Annotated in this window: 24 protein-coding genes (1 of these 24 only partly in view); all 24 read right to left on the bottom strand. The window is 52.1% G+C overall.

Annotation, left to right across the window (positions count from 1 at the left end):
- Positions 1–623 carry the 5' portion of an acyltransferase family protein gene (locus PLUT_RS09600; protein WP_041463916.1) on the bottom strand. The gene continues 319 nt to the left of window position 1, outside the view, so only the first 623 of its 942 coding nucleotides appear in the window; the start codon lies at positions 621–623; the stop codon falls past the left edge of the window.
- Between the two features lie 25 nt (positions 624–648).
- On the bottom strand, positions 649–1,329 hold the full coding sequence (locus tag PLUT_RS09605; RefSeq protein WP_011358579.1) for a hypothetical protein: 681 nt from the start codon (positions 1,327–1,329) through the stop codon (positions 649–651).
- A gap of 57 nt (positions 1,330–1,386) precedes the next feature.
- Entirely contained in the window at positions 1,387–2,613 is a 1,227-nt protein-coding gene (locus tag PLUT_RS09610; RefSeq protein WP_041463917.1) for a glycosyltransferase family 4 protein, read from the bottom strand.
- Between the two features lie 42 nt (positions 2,614–2,655).
- Positions 2,656–3,771 carry a GDP-mannose 4,6-dehydratase gene (gene gmd / locus PLUT_RS09615; protein ID WP_011358581.1) on the bottom strand — a complete coding sequence of 372 codons (1,116 nt, stop codon included), beginning with the start codon at positions 3,769–3,771 and terminating at the stop codon, positions 2,656–2,658.
- 12 nt (positions 3,772–3,783) lie between these two features.
- Complete coding sequence (fcl, locus tag PLUT_RS09620; protein WP_011358582.1) at positions 3,784–4,743, bottom strand: GDP-L-fucose synthase; 960 nt, start codon at positions 4,741–4,743, stop codon at positions 3,784–3,786.
- 108 nt (positions 4,744–4,851) lie between these two features.
- On the bottom strand, positions 4,852–5,589 hold the full coding sequence (locus PLUT_RS09625) for a hypothetical protein (RefSeq protein WP_157858185.1): 738 nt from the start codon (positions 5,587–5,589) through the stop codon (positions 4,852–4,854).
- Positions 5,590–5,622: 33 nt separating this feature from the next.
- The gene (locus PLUT_RS09630) at positions 5,623–7,410 is read right to left on the bottom strand and encodes an ATP-dependent nuclease (protein WP_011358584.1); all 1,788 of its coding nucleotides are present in this window, start codon (positions 7,408–7,410) and stop codon (positions 5,623–5,625) included.
- 18 nt (positions 7,411–7,428) lie between these two features.
- Positions 7,429–8,070, bottom strand: coding sequence for a class I SAM-dependent methyltransferase (locus PLUT_RS09635; RefSeq protein ID WP_011358585.1), 642 nt, complete (start codon positions 8,068–8,070; stop codon positions 7,429–7,431).
- Complete coding sequence (locus PLUT_RS09640) at positions 8,067–9,377, bottom strand: oligosaccharide flippase family protein (RefSeq protein WP_011358586.1); 1,311 nt, start codon at positions 9,375–9,377, stop codon at positions 8,067–8,069. Before PLUT_RS09640 ends, PLUT_RS09635 begins: the two co-directional genes overlap by 4 nt.
- Positions 9,378–9,758: 381 nt before the next feature.
- Positions 9,759–10,052 (bottom strand): hypothetical protein, encoded by a 294-nt coding sequence (locus PLUT_RS09645; protein ID WP_011358587.1) that lies wholly within the window; start codon positions 10,050–10,052, stop codon positions 9,759–9,761.
- A gap of 9 nt (positions 10,053–10,061) precedes the next feature.
- Positions 10,062–11,108 carry a hypothetical protein gene (locus tag PLUT_RS09650; protein WP_011358588.1) on the bottom strand — a complete coding sequence of 349 codons (1,047 nt, stop codon included), beginning with the start codon at positions 11,106–11,108 and terminating at the stop codon, positions 10,062–10,064.
- Positions 11,109–11,160: 52 nt separating this feature from the next.
- Entirely contained in the window at positions 11,161–11,886 is a 726-nt protein-coding gene (locus tag PLUT_RS09655) for an RNA ligase family protein (RefSeq protein ID WP_011358589.1), read from the bottom strand.
- Entirely contained in the window at positions 11,883–12,428 is a 546-nt protein-coding gene (locus tag PLUT_RS09660) for a hypothetical protein (RefSeq protein ID WP_011358590.1), read from the bottom strand. Before PLUT_RS09660 ends, PLUT_RS09655 begins: the two co-directional genes overlap by 4 nt.
- A gap of 89 nt (positions 12,429–12,517) precedes the next feature.
- Entirely contained in the window at positions 12,518–13,744 is a 1,227-nt protein-coding gene (locus tag PLUT_RS09665) for an AAA family ATPase (RefSeq protein ID WP_011358591.1), read from the bottom strand.
- Between the two features lie 208 nt (positions 13,745–13,952).
- Positions 13,953–14,246 (bottom strand): type II toxin-antitoxin system VapC family toxin, encoded by a 294-nt coding sequence (locus PLUT_RS12210; RefSeq protein ID WP_420825875.1) that lies wholly within the window; start codon positions 14,244–14,246, stop codon positions 13,953–13,955.
- Entirely contained in the window at positions 14,209–14,355 is a 147-nt protein-coding gene (locus PLUT_RS11795; protein ID WP_011358592.1) for a hypothetical protein, read from the bottom strand. The genes PLUT_RS12210 and PLUT_RS11795 overlap by 38 nt, the downstream gene beginning before the upstream one ends.
- Positions 14,352–14,702 carry a hypothetical protein gene (locus PLUT_RS09675; protein ID WP_049752395.1) on the bottom strand — a complete coding sequence of 117 codons (351 nt, stop codon included), beginning with the start codon at positions 14,700–14,702 and terminating at the stop codon, positions 14,352–14,354. Before PLUT_RS09675 ends, PLUT_RS11795 begins: the two co-directional genes overlap by 4 nt.
- 409 nt (positions 14,703–15,111) lie before the next feature.
- Positions 15,112–15,339: an ATP-binding protein gene (locus PLUT_RS09680; RefSeq protein WP_041463921.1), complete on the bottom strand. Its 228-nt coding sequence runs from the start codon at positions 15,337–15,339 to the stop codon at positions 15,112–15,114.
- A gap of 10 nt (positions 15,340–15,349) precedes the next feature.
- A complete protein-coding gene (locus PLUT_RS09685) occupies positions 15,350–15,769 on the bottom strand; it encodes a type II toxin-antitoxin system VapC family toxin (RefSeq protein ID WP_011358594.1) in 420 nt (139 codons plus the stop codon).
- Positions 15,766–16,005, bottom strand: a complete 240-nt coding sequence (locus PLUT_RS09690; protein WP_011358595.1) for a FitA-like ribbon-helix-helix domain-containing protein — start codon at positions 16,003–16,005, stop codon at positions 15,766–15,768. The genes PLUT_RS09685 and PLUT_RS09690 overlap by 4 nt, the downstream gene beginning before the upstream one ends.
- Positions 16,006–16,155: 150 nt before the next feature.
- Positions 16,156–16,566 carry a helix-turn-helix domain-containing protein gene (locus tag PLUT_RS09695; protein ID WP_011358596.1) on the bottom strand — a complete coding sequence of 137 codons (411 nt, stop codon included), beginning with the start codon at positions 16,564–16,566 and terminating at the stop codon, positions 16,156–16,158.
- Positions 16,567–16,791: 225 nt separating this feature from the next.
- On the bottom strand, positions 16,792–17,532 hold the full coding sequence (locus PLUT_RS09700) for a nucleotidyl transferase AbiEii/AbiGii toxin family protein (RefSeq protein ID WP_011358597.1): 741 nt from the start codon (positions 17,530–17,532) through the stop codon (positions 16,792–16,794).
- Positions 17,529–18,347: a type IV toxin-antitoxin system AbiEi family antitoxin domain-containing protein gene (locus PLUT_RS09705; RefSeq protein ID WP_011358598.1), complete on the bottom strand. Its 819-nt coding sequence runs from the start codon at positions 18,345–18,347 to the stop codon at positions 17,529–17,531. Before PLUT_RS09705 ends, PLUT_RS09700 begins: the two co-directional genes overlap by 4 nt.
- 305 nt (positions 18,348–18,652) lie before the next feature.
- Entirely contained in the window at positions 18,653–19,468 is an 816-nt protein-coding gene (locus tag PLUT_RS09710; protein ID WP_011358600.1) for a type IV toxin-antitoxin system AbiEi family antitoxin domain-containing protein, read from the bottom strand.
- Between the last annotated feature and the right edge of the window lie 459 nt (positions 19,469–19,927).

Here is a 19,927-nt window from a genome sequence, read left to right on the forward strand (position 1 = left end):
GCAAGTATCGAGCCTAACAAGAGTTCCCATGCACGGGTATGCACAAGATAGAATGTTGGAGAAGGATAGTGATACACCCCATATATGCTTGCCACGAGCGACAGCGTGCTGGCAACGATAATCCAGCGAAGATATCGGCCATTCAAGAACCGATTGATAAAGACCAGAGCAAGTGGAAAGAAGATATAGAACTGCTCTTCGACGGCAAGAGACCATGTATGAAGCAACGGTTTCTGCAGTGATGCCGTGTCAAAGTACCCGGCCTTAAGCCAAAAGAGGATATTGGATGAGAAGATGGTGGTTGCGGTGATACTCTGCCCCAACTCTTTGAACGCTGTTGCGTCAAAAATAAATGCTCCGACAACGAGCGTAAAGGCAATGACAGGGAACAGTGCCGGAAAAATCCTTCTGATGCGCCGTTCATAGAAGCGTGCGATGGAGAACTTCTCTTCTTTGATATCCTTCAGGATAATCGAGGTGATGAGAAATCCGGAAATGACGAAAAAGATGTCGACTCCAACGAACCCGCCGGAAAACCCGGGAACGCCAGTATGGAAAAAGAGGACGGCAAGCACGGCTATGGCACGCAGGCCGTCAATGTCGGGGCGGTATTTTAAGGGCATCGGAATTGGGGGCGGGGGTAAGGTGCTATGCGGCACCCTGTTTGAATATTGAGCCCGGTGGATTCTGCAGGGATTCAAAATTGATATACTTCTCGTTTGGGTATATCTCGAGAAGCGTTTTTAGTAGCCGATCCTTTGCTACGACGAGTGATTCGACTGTTCTGTCGACATGTAGCACCACCGCATCAGTATGCCGTTTCACAAGTTTATAATCCAGTTCTCCAAGTGCATCCCGAAAATTCCGGTCAGAGTATGAGACACCGTCCTTGATGCCGTAGCGGAATAGCTTCTGTTGAACAACCTCAAAATGATGACGGGAGCGTTCATTGATCGCCTTAAGGGCCTCCCGGTACCGCTCCTCTTCGATGATAAGATCAAACACAACTTCAGCATATTTGGGAGTAAGGAGAAAATTGAGTGATTTGACATCAAAAGTCAATGCTTCTTCCCGATACTGAAGCGTTGGCCGGATGTCAATGTGACGTCCCGGATCGTCACGAAAGGGCTCAATCATGTCAACTTGGTAAAGCTTCAGGGTATTGGCCTGCTGGAGAAGGGTCGCAAGCGCCCGGTTGCCGGCAGCAATGTGCTCCTGACGCTCTGCGCTCGCTTTCTGGCGATTTTGGTAGATGAAGGCAAACCATGCACCGGCAAACGCCGCAATGAGCGTTGCAACAACTTGCACGATATCGCCGAAGCTGATCATCTCAGGGGACACTGCTTGATAGAAATAATGCGCTGGGCAAGCTGACTCAAACCCACTTCAAAGACTTTGATACAAATTCTGATACTGTCGCGCACTCACAATTGAGTCAAACTGCTCAATAGCCCTGCTTCGAGATGCATCACATAGCTCCCGATACCCATCTGATGAACGATCTAGCACCCATCTGATGCCAGTGGCAAGATCAACGGGATCAAAAGCCGCAGCTTTGTACCCGGTAATGTTATGTTGCACGATATCCTTGGGGCCAGTAGCATCGAAACAGACAACCGGGGTACCGCATGACATGGACTCTACCAAGGTCTTGCCAAAGGCATCCATTCGGGAGGGCGCCACAAAGACATCCGCCGCTGAATATGCCAGACGAAGAGCAACCGTATCGGTCAACCGACCTAGTTCCGTGAACTCAATACAGAGTTCGTCCAATACCTTCTTTTCAGAGCGACCAAATACCAGCAGGTGAAGATCACCCGTATTTACATAACGCAGTGCTTCACAAAACAGGCCAAAGCCTTTGTAAAAACCACTGATATTATTTGCACCTACCAGCACAATCTTCTTCCCGGTATCCAACCCCAGTAAACGCCTAGCCGCCCCCTTCTCGACAGGAGCAAACTGACTGGTATCGATGTTGTTGCTGATTGTCCTGACATCATGGCCTCGAAACACGCTGGACTGTGCCGCACATGAACTCAGCCATTCGCTGATTCCTACGAACTTGATGTTTGCAGGAAGACATTTTCTCTTGTACTGCACTACCAATGCAGAAAGATCCCACTCATGAGTGCTACCAAGTTGAGGACATTTTCCGCATCCTGTCTTGTATCGGTCACACTCCATGGCATAATGGCAGCCCCCCGTCATCGGCCACATGTCGCGCATCGTCCAGATCAAGGGCTTCTTGACCTTCCTCAGCGAATGCATGCTCACCAACCCATTGATCCAGTGCAGGTGGATGATATCAGCACTTTCGTATAGCGGATGCCTGGTGATATCGATACCATTGACACCAGTATTGTAAATCAGTCCCTGGCGTTTACGATAGAGGTGAATAGGAAGATTCGCCATGCGATTTGACAGCGCAATGCGGACTTTATCAGCTCCTGACTTGCACAAGGAGGTAACGGAGGGGTCGCCATAGGTCTCCCGACCATTAGTAAGCACATGGGAATCGACTCCGATTTCTCTCAAGCCCCGATGCAGCCAGTATGCACCACGGGCAGCTCCACCGGTCAGTTCCCCAGCGACAAGATGCAATACCTTCACCCAGTGACTCCCATTCCACGCGCGCTCTGCTGCCCCATTCCCCTATGCCTCCCTGCTGACAGAAACCGCATACCCGCTACGCCGCAATAACGCATGCCGCCTCGCCTGATCAAGGTCATGCGCCACCATCTCGGCGATCATCTCGTCAAGCGCGATCTGCGGTATCCACCCGAGATCAGCTTTTGCTTTACCCGGATCACCGAGCAAGGTCTCAACTTCAGCAGGACGGAAGTACCGGGGATCAATACGCACAATCGTTGATCCGGTGCGGAGTGTGGATTCTGTCATGCTCACCGCCTCAACGATACCAACCTCTTCTTTCCCCTCCCCTTCCCAGCGGATGGAGACACCGAGCTTTGCTGAGGCCTTCTCGATAAACTCCCGCACGCTGTACTGCACCCCTGTTGCTATCACATAGTCTTTCGGCTCCTCCTGCTGGAGCATCATCCACTGCATCCGCACATAGTCCTTTGCATGCCCCCAGTCTCTTTTGGCATCGAGATTACCCATGTAGAGGCACTCTTCCAGCCCCTGGCTGATGTTGGCGAGGGCTCGGGTAATTTTTCTTGTGACGAAGGTCTCACCCCTTCTTGGGGATTCATGGTTGAAGAGGATCCCGTTGCAGGCGTACATGCCGTATGCTTCACGGTAGTTGACGGTAATCCAGTAGGCGTATAGTTTTGCTACAGCGTAGGGGCTACGGGGGTAGAACGGAGTGGTTTCCCGCTGGGGGATCTCCTGCACGAGGCCGTAGAGTTCACTGGTGCTTGCCTGATAGAACCGGCAGGTTTTCTCCATACCGAGGAACCGTATGGCTTCAAGCAGACGGAGCGTTCCAAGCGCATCGACATCAGCGGTGTACTCCGGGGATTCGAAACTGACCGCTACATGGCTCTGTGCGGCGAGGTTGTAGACCTCATCGGGTTTGATTTCTGCTATGAGTCGGGTAAGGTTGCTGCTGTCGGAGAGGTCACCGTAATGGAGGAACAGGTTCCGGTGGTTGCTGTGCGGGTCCTGGTAGAGGTGGTCTATCCGCTCGGTGTTGAGCGATGAGGAGCGGCGTTTGATGCCGTGGACCTCGTAACCTTTTTCAAGGAGGAGTTCCGCAAGGTAGGAGCCGTCCTGGCCGGTAATGCCGGTGATGAGTGCTTTCTTCATATACCTTCGTAATTATTCTGCGTGATGCTGGAGAAAGTCCTGATACGCTAGGTTCAGGCCTTCATGAAGGGTTGTCTTTGCCCTCCAACCAAGCTTATTGAGTCTGGTGCTGTCCATAAGTTTTCGTGGGGTACCATCCGGCTTGGTGGCGTCGAATGCTATCTCGCCTTTGAACCCGGTCGTAACGACCACAGCCTCTGCCAGTTCCCTGATGGTAAGATCCTCACCATAGCCGACATTGATGTGGCTGAGCATGGGTGAAGTGTGCTCTTCGTACACCGCTTTATCGAGGTTCATGACATGCACTGATGCTGCTGCCATGTCATCGACATAGAGGAACTCCCTCCTCGGTGTGCCGCTCCCCCATATGGTGACAGTGGGAGCATTACCAACCGTTGCCTCATGGAACCGCCGGATGAGTGCGGGGATGACGTGGCTGTTCTCGGGGTGGTAATTGTCACCGGGGCCGTAAAGGTTCGTCGGCATCACGCTACGGTAATCAGTGCCGTACTGCCGGTTATAGCTCTCACAGAGCTTGATGCCGGCGATTTTAGCTATGGCGTAGGGTTCGTTCGTCGGCTCAAGCACTCCGGTGAGGAGTGCATTCTCCCGCATGGGCTGCGGTGCCTGTTTCGGGTAGATGCAGCTGGAGCCGAGGAAGAGGAGCTTCTCCACCCCGTTCCGGTATGCGGCATCAATCACATTGCACTCGACCATCAGGTTCTGGTAGATGAACTCGGCCGGGTAGGTGTTGTTGGCATGGATGCCGCCGACTTTCGCGGCGGCAAGGTAGACTTGATCAGGTTTTTCGGTAGAGAAAAAATCTTGAACGGCCGCCTGGTTGGTCAAGTCGAGCTCAGCATGCGTTCGCGTAATGATGGAAGACGAAGGAACGCCTAAGGCAAGCAGATGGCGGACAATGGCGCCCCCTACCATGCCGCGATGGCCAGCTACATATAGTTTCACACTCAATATTACCCCGATTGTTAAATGCTCAGAGAATTCAATTCTATAGTGCCATAGCCCGTCAGCTCGAACCGGGCCTTTACACTTCCACCGGGCGGCATCAACAACAAACAATCAACTCCTCGGATACAGCTTCCCTCCGGCAGAATGCCATTGCGCCTTATGCTTGAGAAATTCATACAGACCAGGATAAAGAACCAGAAGGCTCCCTTGCTCCTCCTCGGAAAAATCTCTCAAAGGATCCGTATACTTCTCGGGCCACTGTGCTGCTTCCCAAATCTCCCGTATTGAAGATTCCGCAAGGTCACGATCAAAGGAAGAATAAGACATCCCTCCAATAACCTCAGGTACAGTTGATTGTGCCGCAGCTTCATCCACTGATAAAGCCTCGTCATGAACACCATAGTAAAACGATGCGGGACGATCCGCTATAGCCGTGTGAAATACCCCTCTATATTTCAACCTGTAGAGCTCCAGCACCCGGCAATGGGTTTTATCAGTCACCTGACAAGCAAGCTCTTTAGCATGAACCAAAGCACGAGCAGCCGCTATCCAGACTCGCCTGCTATTATTTCCATCCTGCAACAAGTCCTTTGCCTCTTCATACCCAAGCACACAGGACTCCAGATAAAACCGAGACCGACGCTCGTCTCTATCCCGAAGTTCTTTCGCCAGAAAAAACAACTGCCCGGCCAATGCGACAAGAATACCGGCAGGCAATGCCATCTCCTCAACCCTAACCGCATTGGGAAATTCCAGCAGTGAATAAACCCATCCGATACCCGCAAAAAGAATCAGCGACGAGGCCAGGAAAGAAAAGATGTTTACCCTGCGTATCAGCCAGATCTTCATACTCATACACTCTCGCAACAGATCATGCGATTATCACGCACAAACCGCCTCCAACCACGAAGCAAGTTCTTCAACGGCCTCTATATCCGAAACCACTGCACGCCAACCGCGATCTTCAATATCGTTCACGAATTTCGCCTGCGCCGGTCCCTTCTTGCCAGGCAGTCCAAGATGGTGTTCAATATCTCCAGATGGCCACAGCCATACTTCTTGTGAACGCAGCGCGCCCCGCATTGCGTCCGCCGTATCTCGTCCAACCGTTGTTGCCCAGAGCGTTACCGCTGCTGAAGGTTTCAGACTATCCTTCCGCTCCTTATCCCGACATGGTCTGCCGTTATCAAGACGCACCCGTTCATCCTGCTCAGCCAGTTGCCTGAACTCTTCAAGCATACGCAACAGCAAAGGATCATCCTTTGCAATCATTCCGGAGGAAGGCGCCTTGTCGAGCACATAGTCAAGGTCAGCAATCGCAAAACAGGTCATGCCCATAGCACCCAGCACATTCATGCAATCTGAAACAGCTGCACCGCCATCCACCTGCACCAAAGCAACACTTCTGGAACCGAGGCTTTTACCGGTCACGGCCTGAACCAAGACTGGCAACACACGGGTTTCCGTAATCCCCTCTACAAGCAGCGCACGATCCGCAAACAACCACTCCTTGGCGTTCTTCAAATCGAGCAATGTCTGCAGACGACTGCCATCATCATTGACATAACGCTGCAACACAGTCTCAAGGGTTGAGGCAACAGTAGTAGAGGATCCCTTGCGAACCAACCTGGTATTGGGTACCGACTCACGATCAATCATGAGCGGTGAATGCGTGGTAAACAGCACCTGACACCCATTGCGTGACAACCTTTTCAACGCCTCGCGAACCTGTTCGATTGCCTGCGGATGGAGGAACAGTTCCGGTTCGTCGATAATCAACAACCGTTGACCAGGCTCAGACCCTGAACCCACTGCCCTCTCACGGACTTCAGCCAGATACTGGATCATGGACATCTGAATGCTTCGCTGCGCACCATGACCGAGACATGAAAAATCACGAGCCTCACCACCAGCCTCACTGACCTTAACGGTGGCACCCTTAAGCAACGCACCCATTTCAGGCACTGGGATTTCAAGGTGCAACGCCACACCGGGGAAATAATCACGAAGGACTGAGGTAGCCTCTTCATCAAATCGCTGCAGCGTAACAGAACGACTACCCCCATTAGCATTGAAACTCGAACGCAAATCAGCAAGAACCGTTGCCAGCTGACCGGAGTGAGCATCTTCAAGCGCAACCGAAAACTCTGCAAGCAGTTTACCGATCGTATTGCTCGACTTCACCTTGCTCGAATCCTCAGCAGCATCCTCCATCGCACCAATAACGACTGGCTCAGGAAACAGCGCCTTCAGCGCTGCAGCAATACCGGTAGGATTGATAACCCATTCCCCGCTGTCCCCAGCTGAAACATTCCATATAGAAAGCACTGCCGTACTTGCAGCACCAGGAGACGACAGTTCACGACGGAAGCGCAGTAAGCCACCATCCATCAAGAGTGGTTCAATCCGGCTACGATGCTTTACATCCAGCCTATCAAGAAGACTTGCAGTAATCCCGTTTATCTCTCCTTCAACAACAACAGGCAGACTGAGCTGATTGAAATCAGCTGCTTCAAGAGCAAAAGGAGCGATGAACCACCGAATAGCCGCCAGCAAATTGCTCTTCCCAGCATTGTTATACCCCACAAAAGGAGTAAACGCAGCTAATGCAAAGTCAACCTGCTGGCAGGACCGGAAGTTGGAAATGGAAATGCGGGAGAGGGTGTACATGAGGGCTGAATCAGGGCATTAAACCCTAGGCTGACGAGAAAAGACAAAAAACCTATGATATGGGTTTTCTTGGACTCGATATGTTTTCTCGATAGAAAATTTTGAGCCCACTATTACTGAGAAGTCTTCAAGAATGCGACTCAACGCGTAATCTTTCTTATTAATCTCCCAGTAATGCTCACCATCAAAAACATGCGGCTGAGGGGAGCGCCAGAAATACGGGATGTGATAAGTAAACTCGCCCCACCTAGGGACATGAAACCATAATCTATATACAGGTGATGCGTCCGGCAAGCTTATAACAACATTGTTCCTTGCAACTCGAACCATCTCCGAAAAGGCTATAAGGCTCGATTCGTAAGGCAAGTGCTCAAGCATTTGAAATGCGCAGACAACTGAATACGATTCATCCTCAAACGGCATAGCAAGAACAGAACCGATGTAGTCAGGATTGAGCTCCGGATCAATATCAAGTGTTTTGATATTAACCCCAAATGTTTCGGCCAACGCCTTAAACACCCCCGGCCCTGGGCCCAACTCCAATACTGTTTCGGGGTTATGTGCTAGTACTTCATCAAGTTGATGCCATATTGAAAGCCACCTTTTTTTATGCACATACTTAGACCAATCATAATGTGCAGCATCAACTTGCTTATTCATCGCTCTGTAAATAACTTTAAAGACTTCAAATAAACCATAGCAATTAACATGATATATATCATAACCCCTGCAACCGAAAAGCCCACAACAGCATACAAATCGCTAGAATAAAAGTAATACCCCCACGCAAGGCCTAAGACTCTTAATAGAATACTGAGAACTTCAAACGCCAATAACATGCCCTGCATATGAAGAATAGGTATTGCAATCACAGCTGGCCGTGCAATAAAAAAAAAATAACTCATCAACGATAACCACTGCGCATACGCCCCTGCAACAACCCATTTATCGCCAAAAACAACTCCAAATATCCAAGGGCCAGCCAACACAACAGTCCCAAAAGGGATTAAGCCGACACTTATCATTCCCTTTGTTGCCCGTATCAATAATTCCGATAAATCCTCAGCATTATTTTTTGCTTCTACAAGCCTTGGATACAATACATCTGTTACAGAGCTGCCTATCAATTGCGAAGGCAAGCCTAGCACTGATTTCCCAAGCGCATAGAACCCAGCTGCAGCGGGGCTGAAAAACGATGCAAGCATGAGAACCGGAAGCGACTGCGAAAAGGCATTAATAAAAACCTGTGGGGCGCGGTAGAGGGGGAAATCATAATACTGCCGAGCAAGCGCTTTTAGATGAGCTATATCAAACTGAAATACAGCAAATCTCTTCTCTCCTCCTGCTCCACGGATTCCTAGTCCCAGCAATGTACTGTACACAAGGCTACTCAAAATGGCTCTTGCAATCAGAACCCCTGCTATGGGTTTATAGAGCCCAACTCCAACTGTCGCCGAATTCAAGAACAGCGTCTGAAGAATATTTGCCCTCGCGGTCAGCTTGAACTGTTTTTTTCTTATCACCCACTGACTATACACCTGCAACACTGCTCCAAAAAACACAGCTACTGGAACAAGGAGCAGATAATCACGGATTGCCTCACCACCGCCAACAAGGGGCAGAAGCAGATCATCAGCGAGAATCAGAACAATTCCGATGATAAAGGAAATCACCAGCGCAATCAGAACTGACAGTTGACCAATTCCACGCGCATCAGCGTCATCTTTAGGAAGTACAATGGCAATCGGATACATCAGTGCACCGACTGGTACTAAAATACCCGTAAAAGCCATAAACACCCCAAGTACTCCATACGCTTCCGGCCCGTACAAACGCGTAATGAAAGGAGCGAACAGCATCCCCAATGCCTGGGCCCCAGCTGTTCCACCTGCCACAACGGCAACATTTTTTACAAAACTGCTTTTCCTCAGACGATCTGTCACGCCAAGTACATCGGCGAATGTCATTCTTATGGTCTCGTGATTACAATCGTTCGAAAAAGAAATATATTATACGCATAAGACCATCCTTAAGTCCGCTAATGCACAGACTGACGTATGAACAGCCGGGGTCCGAACAGCCGGGGTCCGAACAGCCGGGGTCCGAACAGCCGGGGTCCGAACAGCCGGGGTCCGAACAGCCGGGGTCCGAACAGCCGGGGTCCGGTGAAGCTTTCGTGATGCTGCATACGGGGACGGACGGACTTAGGCTGTTCCCCTTACGTAAGTAACAGCCGGGGTCCGCTGGAACTATGGTGATGCTGCCTACGGGGTCCGATGGGGCTTAGGCGATGCTGCATACAGGGACGGACGGACCCCGGCTGCTCTTTACGTCAACTACGGACTAATTCACTCAAGACTTAAGCCACGATCAAACAAAACACGTTCATATATTTTCTGATCCATAGTGCAGTCCACCAGTTCAAGAAATTCGGGAGTCGTCAATTTGCACTGCCTGGCCATAAAACTGAGCAGATCTCCGCCAATCGTTTTAGGTTTGCCCCCCAAACTCACCTTGGTTTTTACCAGGGTTTTCTTTCCGGCCAGCGAATAATAGTAGTAATACTTATGATCGGTAACGCGGCATGTAAACCCTTTCCGTTCCAGCGCCCCTTCAATCTGCCTTTTTTCACGAACCGCCATGCTTACCAGTCACTCCTTTATGCGATCCCGCATCAAGCGTTTTACGTTTCGTGCGCCTTCGGTCAGCATCGCATCATCTTCCTTTCCGTACTCAATCCAATTTGCAACCACTTGCTCCTGCAATTCCGAAAGAAGCTGCTCTCGGGTGGCGGCAATGACCTCTATATTCCACTGTTCGTCAAGCAGCATAAGATACTGCGAGCTTTCCGTCAGCTCCGGGGAAAGCACTAAGGGAGGGTCGATCGAGAGTTTTCCTCCCGGGTACTCAACTTCCGATACTTCAAAATCAGACATATCCAAAGGCTCGATTGACTCCACATCATGGATTCGAACAGGCAAATCGCCAGCATCAACAGAAACAGTGCCCGTAACTTGTACCAACCCTCTTCTTGCAGCTAACAACTCAGGCTCCCAATCAACATCGTAAACGCATTCAAGTTCTCGATTATTCTCTGGATACAGTATGGTAATCCGTCGGCCTGCAAATTCCATTGCCTGAAGATAACCGGTAATCGTTTGGCTTACCCTTTCCTGATGACGAAGCCTCTCACGAATTGTATTGATCTTTCCCACATCAACGCCTGACAACGATACAACCGGCTGACCCGGGCCACTGATTGCAAGCTTCCATGGCTGTCCTGCCTTCGGAACAAGTGTCTGGAATGCATTAAGTAACCGTAGACGATAATGAGGGTTTCGTACCTTCAAAAAAGGCTGGTCTTCAGAATCATGCAGACCACGCAGACAATCATGCAATGTCTCAATAACTGGCGTTACCTCCTCGATAGAACCAGCCTCAGTATAGCTGCCAACGGTCATTGGCAGTTGATAGCTACCGGCCGTTGGAATCCAGCACCGCACCGGGAACATCTTCTGTATGGCTTTGGGAATGTAGCCTGAAGAAACCGACTGCTCATTCCGGGCATCCATCGCCAAAACAAAGACAGCCCTTTGAAATCCCTGAAGAGCTGCCGATAGAACTTCAGCATCAACCATCGGCTCATCGTGTGGGCCGGATATTCTTAACTCAAGTGAAGGAAGATTTCTCGGCATCATTCAGTATACCACGCGATTGTGTACCCGTTTCCCATTAGAACTGTTCACTACGTCAAGAGCAATGCTCTCGTTGCGTCGTACGCTCAAAGTCACCCCTGTTCGGCTGAACCCCGAGACGGTTCCACCGGATTTCCCGCCGACGCCAGTGCTCTCCGATCGACTGCAGGAACCCGGGCTGCACCAGTTTGGCACGAAGCTCAAGCCACCCGTTCCGTTCCTTCCTGATGACGAGCCCTTCGGGGCCCCCCGGACGGCAGGCGCTTTCGGCTTTGGCAAGCATGCCCTTCAGCTCCGCTATGGTAAAGTTTCCCTCAACAAGCTGAGGAACCGTTTCGATACCCATCCGATGGCAGAGTTCGTCGCGGCGGGCCGTGCTCATAAACGCCTGATGTTCGAGATCGTAGATATCAAACGCATTGAACCAGTCGGACAGGCGGCTGTACTCGAGACTGTGGCACGCGGCACACCACTCGCCGAAGAGCATGCAGTGCGGGGGAAGTACCCTGAACCCTTCCTGATGCAGGGCCATCCATGCATCGAGGCGTGTAAACTGTCCCCGGAAGGGGCGATGCAGATAGCTGCCCCGGTTCTGGACCCGTATCCCTTCCGGGCCATGGGAAAAACCGATGTTAGCACCATCAAGCTTCTCTTCGACAACAACCGGGCCATCAAGCATCGCTTGCGATTCGTCCTCAGAGAGCACCTTGTCGTCGCGCGGCTTTCCCTCCCCCAGCCATATCAGATGCGGCGTATGGGGAAAACGGAAAAAGGTGTTCATCGTTGCTTCCGCTCTTTCTTTGCTTTCTTATCTTCGTATTTGGCCCGACTCCACACTTCAATCACTGCCTCCAACTCTACACCCCTCGCCTCAAGCGTATCCTGCCAGCCGTGCCAGTCGCTGTCAGCGGCAAATGCGATGGCACAAGAACTTGTGAGGGCATAAGCTTCAAGTGCGACAGCAACCATTTTCCTGTCCGCACGGTCATGCACGACCCGCTGCAGCTCTTCGTCAAGTATGGCGTATCCATCACTATCACAGGAGATATCAACCATATCACAGCATGCGGTATCAAGTTTCTCCAGATAGACCAGCATGCCGAAATCCCCATGGCAAAGATGGCGGCGATACTCCTCCTCAATCATCCAGGTACTGTCGATGACCATCCTTGATGAAGAACGCCTGAAGTCTTCGAGCCACTGCCATACCCGCTGACGTAAGGCTGGATCGTCGGGCATCGCGCACACAGCCGTCAATGAGGAAAGATTCAAAGAACTTGCTGCAATAAAGACGTTGGTGTCGATTACATAGCGGGCTTTCATTGCACAGAACGCTCTTGCTTTTGCCGTTCAAAAAGCAGACGCGCCTGCTCACGGGCATCACCGAGAGCATCCCCAAAAAAGTGTTCGGGTCAGTGGCCGATACGCCCATAACCATCTAGCTCAAGGTGCACCAGTTCGGCATCAGCTCCTTTTCTTTCCACGAAATAGAGCCGGCAATCATTCTCTCTGGCAACTTGCCGAGCCACCATGGTCTGCAGGCGCCTGAACAGATGCTCGGAATGGGTTTCAACAAGAAACTGGATCTGCCGTTGCTGGCTGACTTCGACAAAGAGCTCTGATAGCACTGCCTGCGCAAGCGGGTGCAGATGGATCTCCGGCTCTTCAAGGATGATGGTCGATCCCTTAGGAACAAAGAATGCCAGAGTCACCACTGGCAGGACCTGCGATACACCGATGCCAACATCGCGGAGATTTGCATCGACGCCGTCCCTATGGACAACAATCTCGTAGCGGGTTGAGCGGCCAAGCTGGCGGACTTCGATACTATCGGCGACTCCCATCCTGTTCAGCCAGTGGGACACGCTTTCGATAATAGCTCCCTTCCCCTCATCCTTTGCGGGAGCCAGAGCACTGGATAGCAGCACATCGACAACCCGGCTGCCATCGATACCGATATCGCCCGGCATGGTACCGTTCCAGACATAGTCGCGCTCGGGCTTTCGACGTAAAGGTCCCAGATAGGTAATCGATTCAATCTGGCGACGAATGGCAAGGCTGATGTCCTCGGCTTTCTTCCCATCAACACCCAGAAGTGAAACAGCTTCGGGAGAAAGCGCTATGGAACGTTGGGGCGCATAGAGTCGGCTTTTCCCCCTCGGCTGCGGCTCCTGTCCAACAAACGCCGAATAGGCACCACGATCTCGACGCACCAGACGGAATAAAACATCCTCTCCCGAAATGCTCATCTCCTGCACCACCGCAGCTTTCAGGGAGGTTTTCCCGTAGCTTGCGCTGAATGCACCATTCTGCACCCATGCGGCAGGACTCTCTTGCCTGTCAACATTGCCGTTTTTATGAAACTCGAAACCAATATCGAATCGGTTCGACGAAGCATTACGGCTCATCACATCATCGAAATGGCCGAAATTGAAATAATCGCTCACCTCATTGCCGCCGAGGTTAAGATGGACTGTCCTGTCCGGCGAAACCACAGTCTGCTTGAGCAGGAGCAGAGCCTGGAAAATCGACGATTTGCCAGAGGAGTTGGTACCAAGAAAAACGGTAAGCGGCTTCAGCTCTATACTGATGCTCTGGCGCCATGCCTTGAAATGCTTCAATCTCAAGAGATCAAACACAACACTCCTCCGGTTTTTCTTTCAACAGGGGCAATTATCACCCAATCCTTGTCATGTCGAGCTCCTGCTCCGACAGATTCAGTTCAAGTGATGCTAGATACTGGGGCTGACTTAGGCTGTTCACTACCTCAAGAACGGACTACGGCTGTTCGTACATCAACTACAGTGGTTCCTTACGCCTTATGAGGTAAAACTGCCCGAAACAGGTCTAACGACATTGAGTTCCCCGAGACTCTTGAACCCGCCATCCTCCGCAAAGAAAGACATGAGGACCCTCGAGCGAAAGGCAACAGGCTGCTTGAAGTGCATCGGGGGTCTTCAATCTGGAATGTGCCCGAATCTTGGCGGCACGTTCCAGAACTGGACGGGTAAGCTCTACCTGCAGCAAGCCTGCCGCTTGAAAAAAATCATCATAGCGTCGAAGCAAAAGGTTATCGTTTCGACGTAGAGGGAGCACACGACATTCAAGAATCGTCAAAGCGCTGAAGGGCAAGAACGGCATCAGAACAGGCCTCAAACTCAGAGATGATTGCCTGTTTCACTTTTGCAGCAAGGTGGCCGTCCCCTTCAATGAGATAGATGAGCACATTGCTGTCGAGAAAAACGATCATGCCTCTTCCCAGGAGTTCCGCTCCTCCTGAATCTGCCGGTCGATATCCTCTTTGGACCGATGCCCTTCAGGGGTATAGTTCAGAACCCACTGTGCAGCACTGGGTTGCTCGGCTTGCTCTTTTCTTCCTGTAAGGCACAGATATTCTGCTTCCGAGAGAACAACAACAGCCGGTCGATTGCGTTGTAAAATATGCACGGGTCCTGCTGCAAGCTTTTCTTCTATAGCTATCATGCCACGCCGCTTGAGCTCAACTGCCCTGAGCGTATTCATGCTTGCTTTAATTGATTGATGATCTTCTGTTATGCGTTCCGCAAAAAGTACCACATTGACCTCGAGACCCTTCATCCTGTATCCAGGAAAGCAGGCCAAGTAATTGGAAGAATCAACCCTTCCGAACCATATCGAGTTCCTCAAGCGACACATTCGGCTTGAATGATGCGGCATACGGGGACGGACTCCGGCTATTCGTACATCAACTACGGCTGTTCCTGACATTGCATCACGGCTTCGCCGCATTCAGTCACAGTGGATGGTGGGTTGCCCTTATGAACGCTCTCTTCACGGCAGGGAGTGGGAGTATGGCATCCGGCTGAGCAGAGCGGGTCACTTCCCCTCCCTGGCCGGGTGAAGTGTAATATAGGAAATCCAATGGTAGTAAGTATGCTGAAAGAGTACAGATAGGTGTTTTGTTTTAGGCGAGGAACAGCCAGAAGACCCCTCCATTGCTACCTTCAAAGCCGAAAGCACACTGGTGTCAAGAATGATCGTTCAACATCATCCTCACGCTACCTGCATCAACCCTGGTCACCGTCTGCGGCAGGCTCGCTTCCCGGAGCAGCTGAGCGATTTTCAGGATCCCCCTCCCCCAGGCCTCAATGAGGCCCCGACGGTAAAAGGCGGTGGCAATGAGCGGGTTCCAGGACTTCGACTCATGCGGCTGCAGGAGCTTTTCGAGGCAGTCTGACCGAAATGAAAGATCCAATTGAAGGAGATCAACACTCCCACGGGTTGACTACTGCGACACTCAAGTCGCTGAAGTGGCGGATATTTCGTGTAGCAATCGTAGCACTATTGGCCAAAGCAATGCCTGCAATAAAGGTATCACGCATATCTATAGGCCGACCGGCTTCTTTTCGTTCAGCCGCCAACAGGGCTGCCGCTTTAGCAGCATCGGCATCAAAGAGAAGGATGCGGTGCTGCATTTCATCACTCAATAGCTCTTCAAATCGATTTTCCAGCAAGCTTTTTCGCTGGCCCGATGGTAAGAGAGCCAAACCATATCGGGCTTCAAACAGGGTAATGCTAGAGAGCCAGATTGATTCAGAGGGCTGACTGTCCACCCATTTCACAACCTTCGGGTCGGGCTGCTGCTGCATCAAAGCCGAAAGCACATTGGTGTCAAGAATGATCATTCAACAAAGCCCATTGGCTCAATTGTCTGACCGTGCAGTTCCGGAAGTGGTCCCTGCAAACCAACACCTGCAAAACGGGCAGCAATCCTAGAGCCAAGCATTTGGCGTTTTGGTGAAGTTTCAGTGACCGCACTGCGCAATATCTGGTATACTTCCTCCTCAAGGCTACGGCCATGCTGGCTGGCGCGGACTGCAAGACGGATTTTCAAATCCTCTTCAATATTGCGGATAATCATAGCTACAATAGTCTTTTCTTTAGGTTACGATATGTACTGAAACAAACCGTATTGAAGGAAATATTCGTTCACATATGCCGGCATTATGCAAAAGGGTTCATGATTGCCCCCTCAACTCATCAATTTATACCGCTCTTCGGACAGCGTGTACTATAAGACACCAGAGAGCAGGATGCTCTCCCAAACAGCCGAGAGAGATGTATTTTCAGGGAAAGAACAGCCGCGTTCAACGGACAGAGAAGCTCTCGAGAGGACATGGAACCCGCCGGTTTTCGGTGCACCGCGAAACTCGATCAATCCCACAGCCCTGAGTTTACCGAGCCTTCTGGTCGCGGTCCTGATGCTGATCCCGAGAACCGCTGCCAGCGTTTTGGCAATGATGCCGGGGTGCTGACTGATAGCGGTCAGCAGCTCATTTACTCCACCATTTACTCCCTCATGCCGGTCTGGAAAGGCAAAAGTCACCATCACGCTACCTGCATCAACCCTGGTCACCGTCTGCGGCAGGCTCGCCTCGCGAAGCAGCCAGGCGATTTTCAGCCGATCGTCGTAGAGCGTCAAACCATATCGTGGTCACCTTTCCGGTAACGAAAGCGGTTTCGTTACCAACGACGTCCTGAAACACCAACTCCTTTTTTTGTGTCAGTTGTGACTCATACCACCATAAACCCCAACAGCAGTGCATCTCAAAGCTCTATCTGAAAACGGGGTGCGAACAATAGCCCGCTCACACGCGCCGACACCATGCCTTCAACCCGCAAGACGCGGTGCGCATCCTTCTCTATGTCATGGACATGCAGGAGCACCTTGCCCGCCCTGCTGCGCCGCAGCGAATAGGGTTCGACCAGCCGCCGGCTGAGGGTCCCGTTCAGGGCCCGGTAGTCGATTTCGACGCACATGCGGGGCATGCTGTCGATAGAGATGGATGACGTCATAGAGGTCGCGCGGCCGGGTCCGATCCCCCAGCGCCCGGACTTTTTCACCGAAAACCTCGGCATAGGAGTATGCCAGCACACGGATACCCTCTCGAGGCATATCGCTGTATGGATGCAGAACCGGCATCCGCTGAGGCTCCTCGACCACGCACTCGTCTGCACTCAAGTCAATCTTGATGCGTGGAAGGTTTTTCCCGGTCGGAGAAATCGGGCCCCGATAGGAGAGTTTTCCCTGGCAGACAAGTTTGCCTCGTGGATTCCTGTACAGCTCGATAGACTGCATGGCCTCAGGAAATTCGATACCGGTCTCATCATAGATCCAGCGCCCGAGTGAGGCCAGGATTTTCCGAAGAAAGCCTTCATCAAGATGCGCCGGATCAAGCAGCGTGAAATCGAGATCCTCTGAAAACCGATAGGTCTCGAACAGGCATTTCTTCAGGCAGGTCCCCCCTTTGAACACCCAGGAATCCGCAACCTCTTCCTGACTGGCAAGTCCGGCAAGCACCCAGCCAAGAACATAGTCCTTCTCGACAACATGAGGCGAGAGCGATACGCGTGAGGCCATATCAAGGAGTTCCGCACGTCCGATCATCGCTCGCCCCTCTTCAGCCAGTGCTCCGGAACACGGAGGCGCCAGCGGCTGACGACCTTGGGACAGGGCGCTCCCGGGTCGAGCCTAGCGAGACCCTGCGTCATGCGCAGATGGGCTTCACGCGGCAACTGGCCGGCAAGAGGGTTGCCCTCAAGCAGGAATCCGAGCCGTTTGAAAACAGCTCCGTTGCCCAGGCGCAGGGCGTACTCCAGCAAGGCTCCGTCATCACGGTCCGGATGAGCGAGATAGGACTGCAGACAATCTGCGACATGCTGCACCCCGCCGCCAATCTCCGGCAGGGCGAGCATATCGACAATGGTACGCGGCACATCAGAGACCATGACGCGGGTACGGTGCCGCCAGACCGGTCGCAGTCCGAACAGGTGGCCTTCAGGAACATGCGTCAGCAAAAACCGGGCTCCATGAGCACTCAGCTCTTTCCTGCCGACCCGCCTTGCGCTCAGCACGACAATGTCGGTGAAAATCTGCTCGGTCAGGTCCCAATGCTCGGCGGCAGTCCGACCACCGATATAGGCCGGAGCGAACAGTTCGGGAACAAGAACCCATGGATCGTCAAGAACCTGCGCCTTGCCGAGCGACTCCAGCGGCACCGGAACATACCGGCCGGGACCCACCCGGCTAAGCCAGCCCTGCTCCCTCCATCGCGACAACTGCTGCACCGCGGCCTTTCGCGACATCCCCAGAACAGCGACGGCGTCATCGATGGCAATAACATCACCGCCTGCCGCAACCAATCTGGCCAGCAAAGCCTTCTTTCCCTTCGGAACGGCTGATAGAGAAGCCTGTACCATCATCGGACAAAAACCTGGTGTACGTATTCATCGACCACTTACATACACCAAGATACAATAAAAACGCAAATAATGCGATTTTTTAGTCCCAGAGTATACTGGGCAGAGAATCACATCGGATAGATCGGAAGCCGGGTCTGGCCATGCACGGAACCACTCGGGCAGGGTGGGTTTTACCCCCTCATTTACTCCGCCATTGAGGAGCCAGGCAAGGACATAGTCCCGCTCGATGACACTCTCAAGAATGCGCCGCCCTCCAGTGCGCATAAGTCCGTTTGCTACGAGGGAGATGTTGCGTTGCGGGATCATCAGCTGCTCCTCACCATGTCAAGCTCTTCCTCACTCACATTCAACTGCAGCCTCCATCGCGCCAACGAAGATCCCTCTTGAGGAAGCAGCGGATCAAGGCGCTGATAGGTATCGGTGAGGCTCTCACGCAAAGGCTGCAACACATCCTCTTCAGCCATTCCGTAGTATTCAAGCAGGTAACCGAGCCGGCGGACAACCGCCCCGACATCCAGCTGAAGAGCGTACTGTACAAGCTGGCTGCTGTTGATTGCCTCCCTGCGCATCCACATGGCCTTGGCCACTTCGGTGATACCGCCCGAGAAATCGGGGCGGCGGAGGCAGTCAACAATGGTGCGTTCCCTATCGCTCACGATGACGAATCGTTCCTTGTCGACCCAATACTTCATGACACCGAAGAACTGTTCTGGACGCAACTGCACAAATCGGAAATCATAGCCACCGACCGCTTTGACACGAAGGCGCCGCGTACAGGAAACGGTGATGGTAAGGCTCGGCTGTGTCACCATGCGATGCAACTCCATCGCACTGCCATGCGAGATGAAGTAGGGAGCCTCACCGGCCAGCTCGCGCGCAATGATGTATGGACTGTCGACATGTTCGGTTGCCCGGCCGAGCTCAAAGGGCACCAGGCAGAAGAGCCCGGGCTTGAGTCGCGTCACAACGCCCCGCTGCTGTGCTTTGTGCACCAGACTTCGTGAAGCTGAAGCGCTAAGGCCGGTGATAGCGGCTACATCACCCAATGTGAATGTAGGCCGCTGCCGTTCATGCAATCCGGTGAGAAGTTGAGCAACCCGGGGCCCGAGAGTTTTGGCCATTACATGATATTTTTTGGTCTATTCGTTACCCATAAAGGAACGAAACCACCAAAAAATATCAATATCCGCAATACATGTTGTTTATGTGCGCAGCCGTTCTTGCCGACGGTGGCGGAAGTATCAAGAGGCTTTCCTGACGCTATGGATGGTCCGTGGCAGGATTCCTTATGCGCTTTCTGCAGCTCGTCAGAAAAAACCGCACTCATAAGCGGCAATGATATCGAGCACCTCCGCATAAAACATATCCCGCACGGAATCAGTGCGTCCCAACTTCAGTACCTTCCGGTATTCCCTGGTTTTTTTACGGAGTATGCCAGCCAGTCGTCATAGAGCGCTATAGCGACCACGCCGGCAGCGAGCATGGTCGACAATGCGAGACCCGACTGCAACAAGGCACCGATATCCAACAAATACCTATATTGCCCCTACGAACACCGTACTTCCAGAGAAAAAAACGCG

This window comes from Pelodictyon luteolum DSM 273, from assembly GCF_000012485.1.
Taxonomy (GTDB): Bacteria; Bacteroidota; Chlorobiia; order Chlorobiales; family Chlorobiaceae; genus Chlorobium; species Chlorobium luteolum.

Coding starts and splice junctions, on each gene's coding strand:
- PLUT_RS09690 (WP_011358595.1), bottom strand. CDS start 16,005: ATGATTATCCGCAATATTGAAGAGGATTTGAAAATCCGTCTTGCAGTC.
- PLUT_RS09685 (WP_011358594.1), bottom strand. CDS start 15,769: ATGATCATTCTTGACACCAATGTGCTTTCGGCTTTGATGCAGCAGCAG.
- PLUT_RS09650 (WP_011358588.1), bottom strand. CDS start 11,108: ATGATGCCGAGAAATCTTCCTTCACTTGAGTTAAGAATATCCGGCCCA.
- PLUT_RS09660 (WP_011358590.1), bottom strand. CDS start 12,428: ATGAAAGCCCGCTATGTAATCGACACCAACGTCTTTATTGCAGCAAGT.
- PLUT_RS09710 (WP_011358600.1), bottom strand. CDS start 19,468: ATGGCCAAAACTCTCGGGCCCCGGGTTGCTCAACTTCTCACCGGATTG.
- PLUT_RS12210 (WP_420825875.1), bottom strand. CDS start 14,246: ATGCCGTTCTTGCCCTTCAGCGCTTTGACGATTCTTGAATGTCGTGTG.
- PLUT_RS09705 (WP_011358598.1), bottom strand. CDS start 18,347: ATGATGGTACAGGCTTCTCTATCAGCCGTTCCGAAGGGAAAGAAGGCT.
- PLUT_RS09675 (WP_049752395.1), bottom strand. CDS start 14,702: ATGAAGGGTCTCGAGGTCAATGTGGTACTTTTTGCGGAACGCATAACA.
- PLUT_RS09605 (WP_011358579.1), bottom strand. CDS start 1,329: ATGATCAGCTTCGGCGATATCGTGCAAGTTGTTGCAACGCTCATTGCG.
- PLUT_RS09700 (WP_011358597.1), bottom strand. CDS start 17,532: ATGATCGGACGTGCGGAACTCCTTGATATGGCCTCACGCGTATCGCTC.
- PLUT_RS09640 (WP_011358586.1), bottom strand. CDS start 9,377: ATGACATTCGCCGATGTACTTGGCGTGACAGATCGTCTGAGGAAAAGC.
- PLUT_RS09655 (WP_011358589.1), bottom strand. CDS start 11,886: ATGAACACCTTTTTCCGTTTTCCCCATACGCCGCATCTGATATGGCTG.
- PLUT_RS09645 (WP_011358587.1), bottom strand. CDS start 10,052: ATGGCGGTTCGTGAAAAAAGGCAGATTGAAGGGGCGCTGGAACGGAAA.
- PLUT_RS09630 (WP_011358584.1), bottom strand. CDS start 7,410: ATGTACACCCTCTCCCGCATTTCCATTTCCAACTTCCGGTCCTGCCAG.
- PLUT_RS09635 (WP_011358585.1), bottom strand. CDS start 8,070: ATGAATAAGCAAGTTGATGCTGCACATTATGATTGGTCTAAGTATGTG.
- gmd (WP_011358581.1), bottom strand. CDS start 3,771: ATGAAGAAAGCACTCATCACCGGCATTACCGGCCAGGACGGCTCCTAC.
- PLUT_RS11795 (WP_011358592.1), bottom strand. CDS start 14,355: ATGATCGTTTTTCTCGACAGCAATGTGCTCATCTATCTCATTGAAGGG.
- PLUT_RS09625 (WP_157858185.1), bottom strand. CDS start 5,589: ATGAAGATCTGGCTGATACGCAGGGTAAACATCTTTTCTTTCCTGGCC.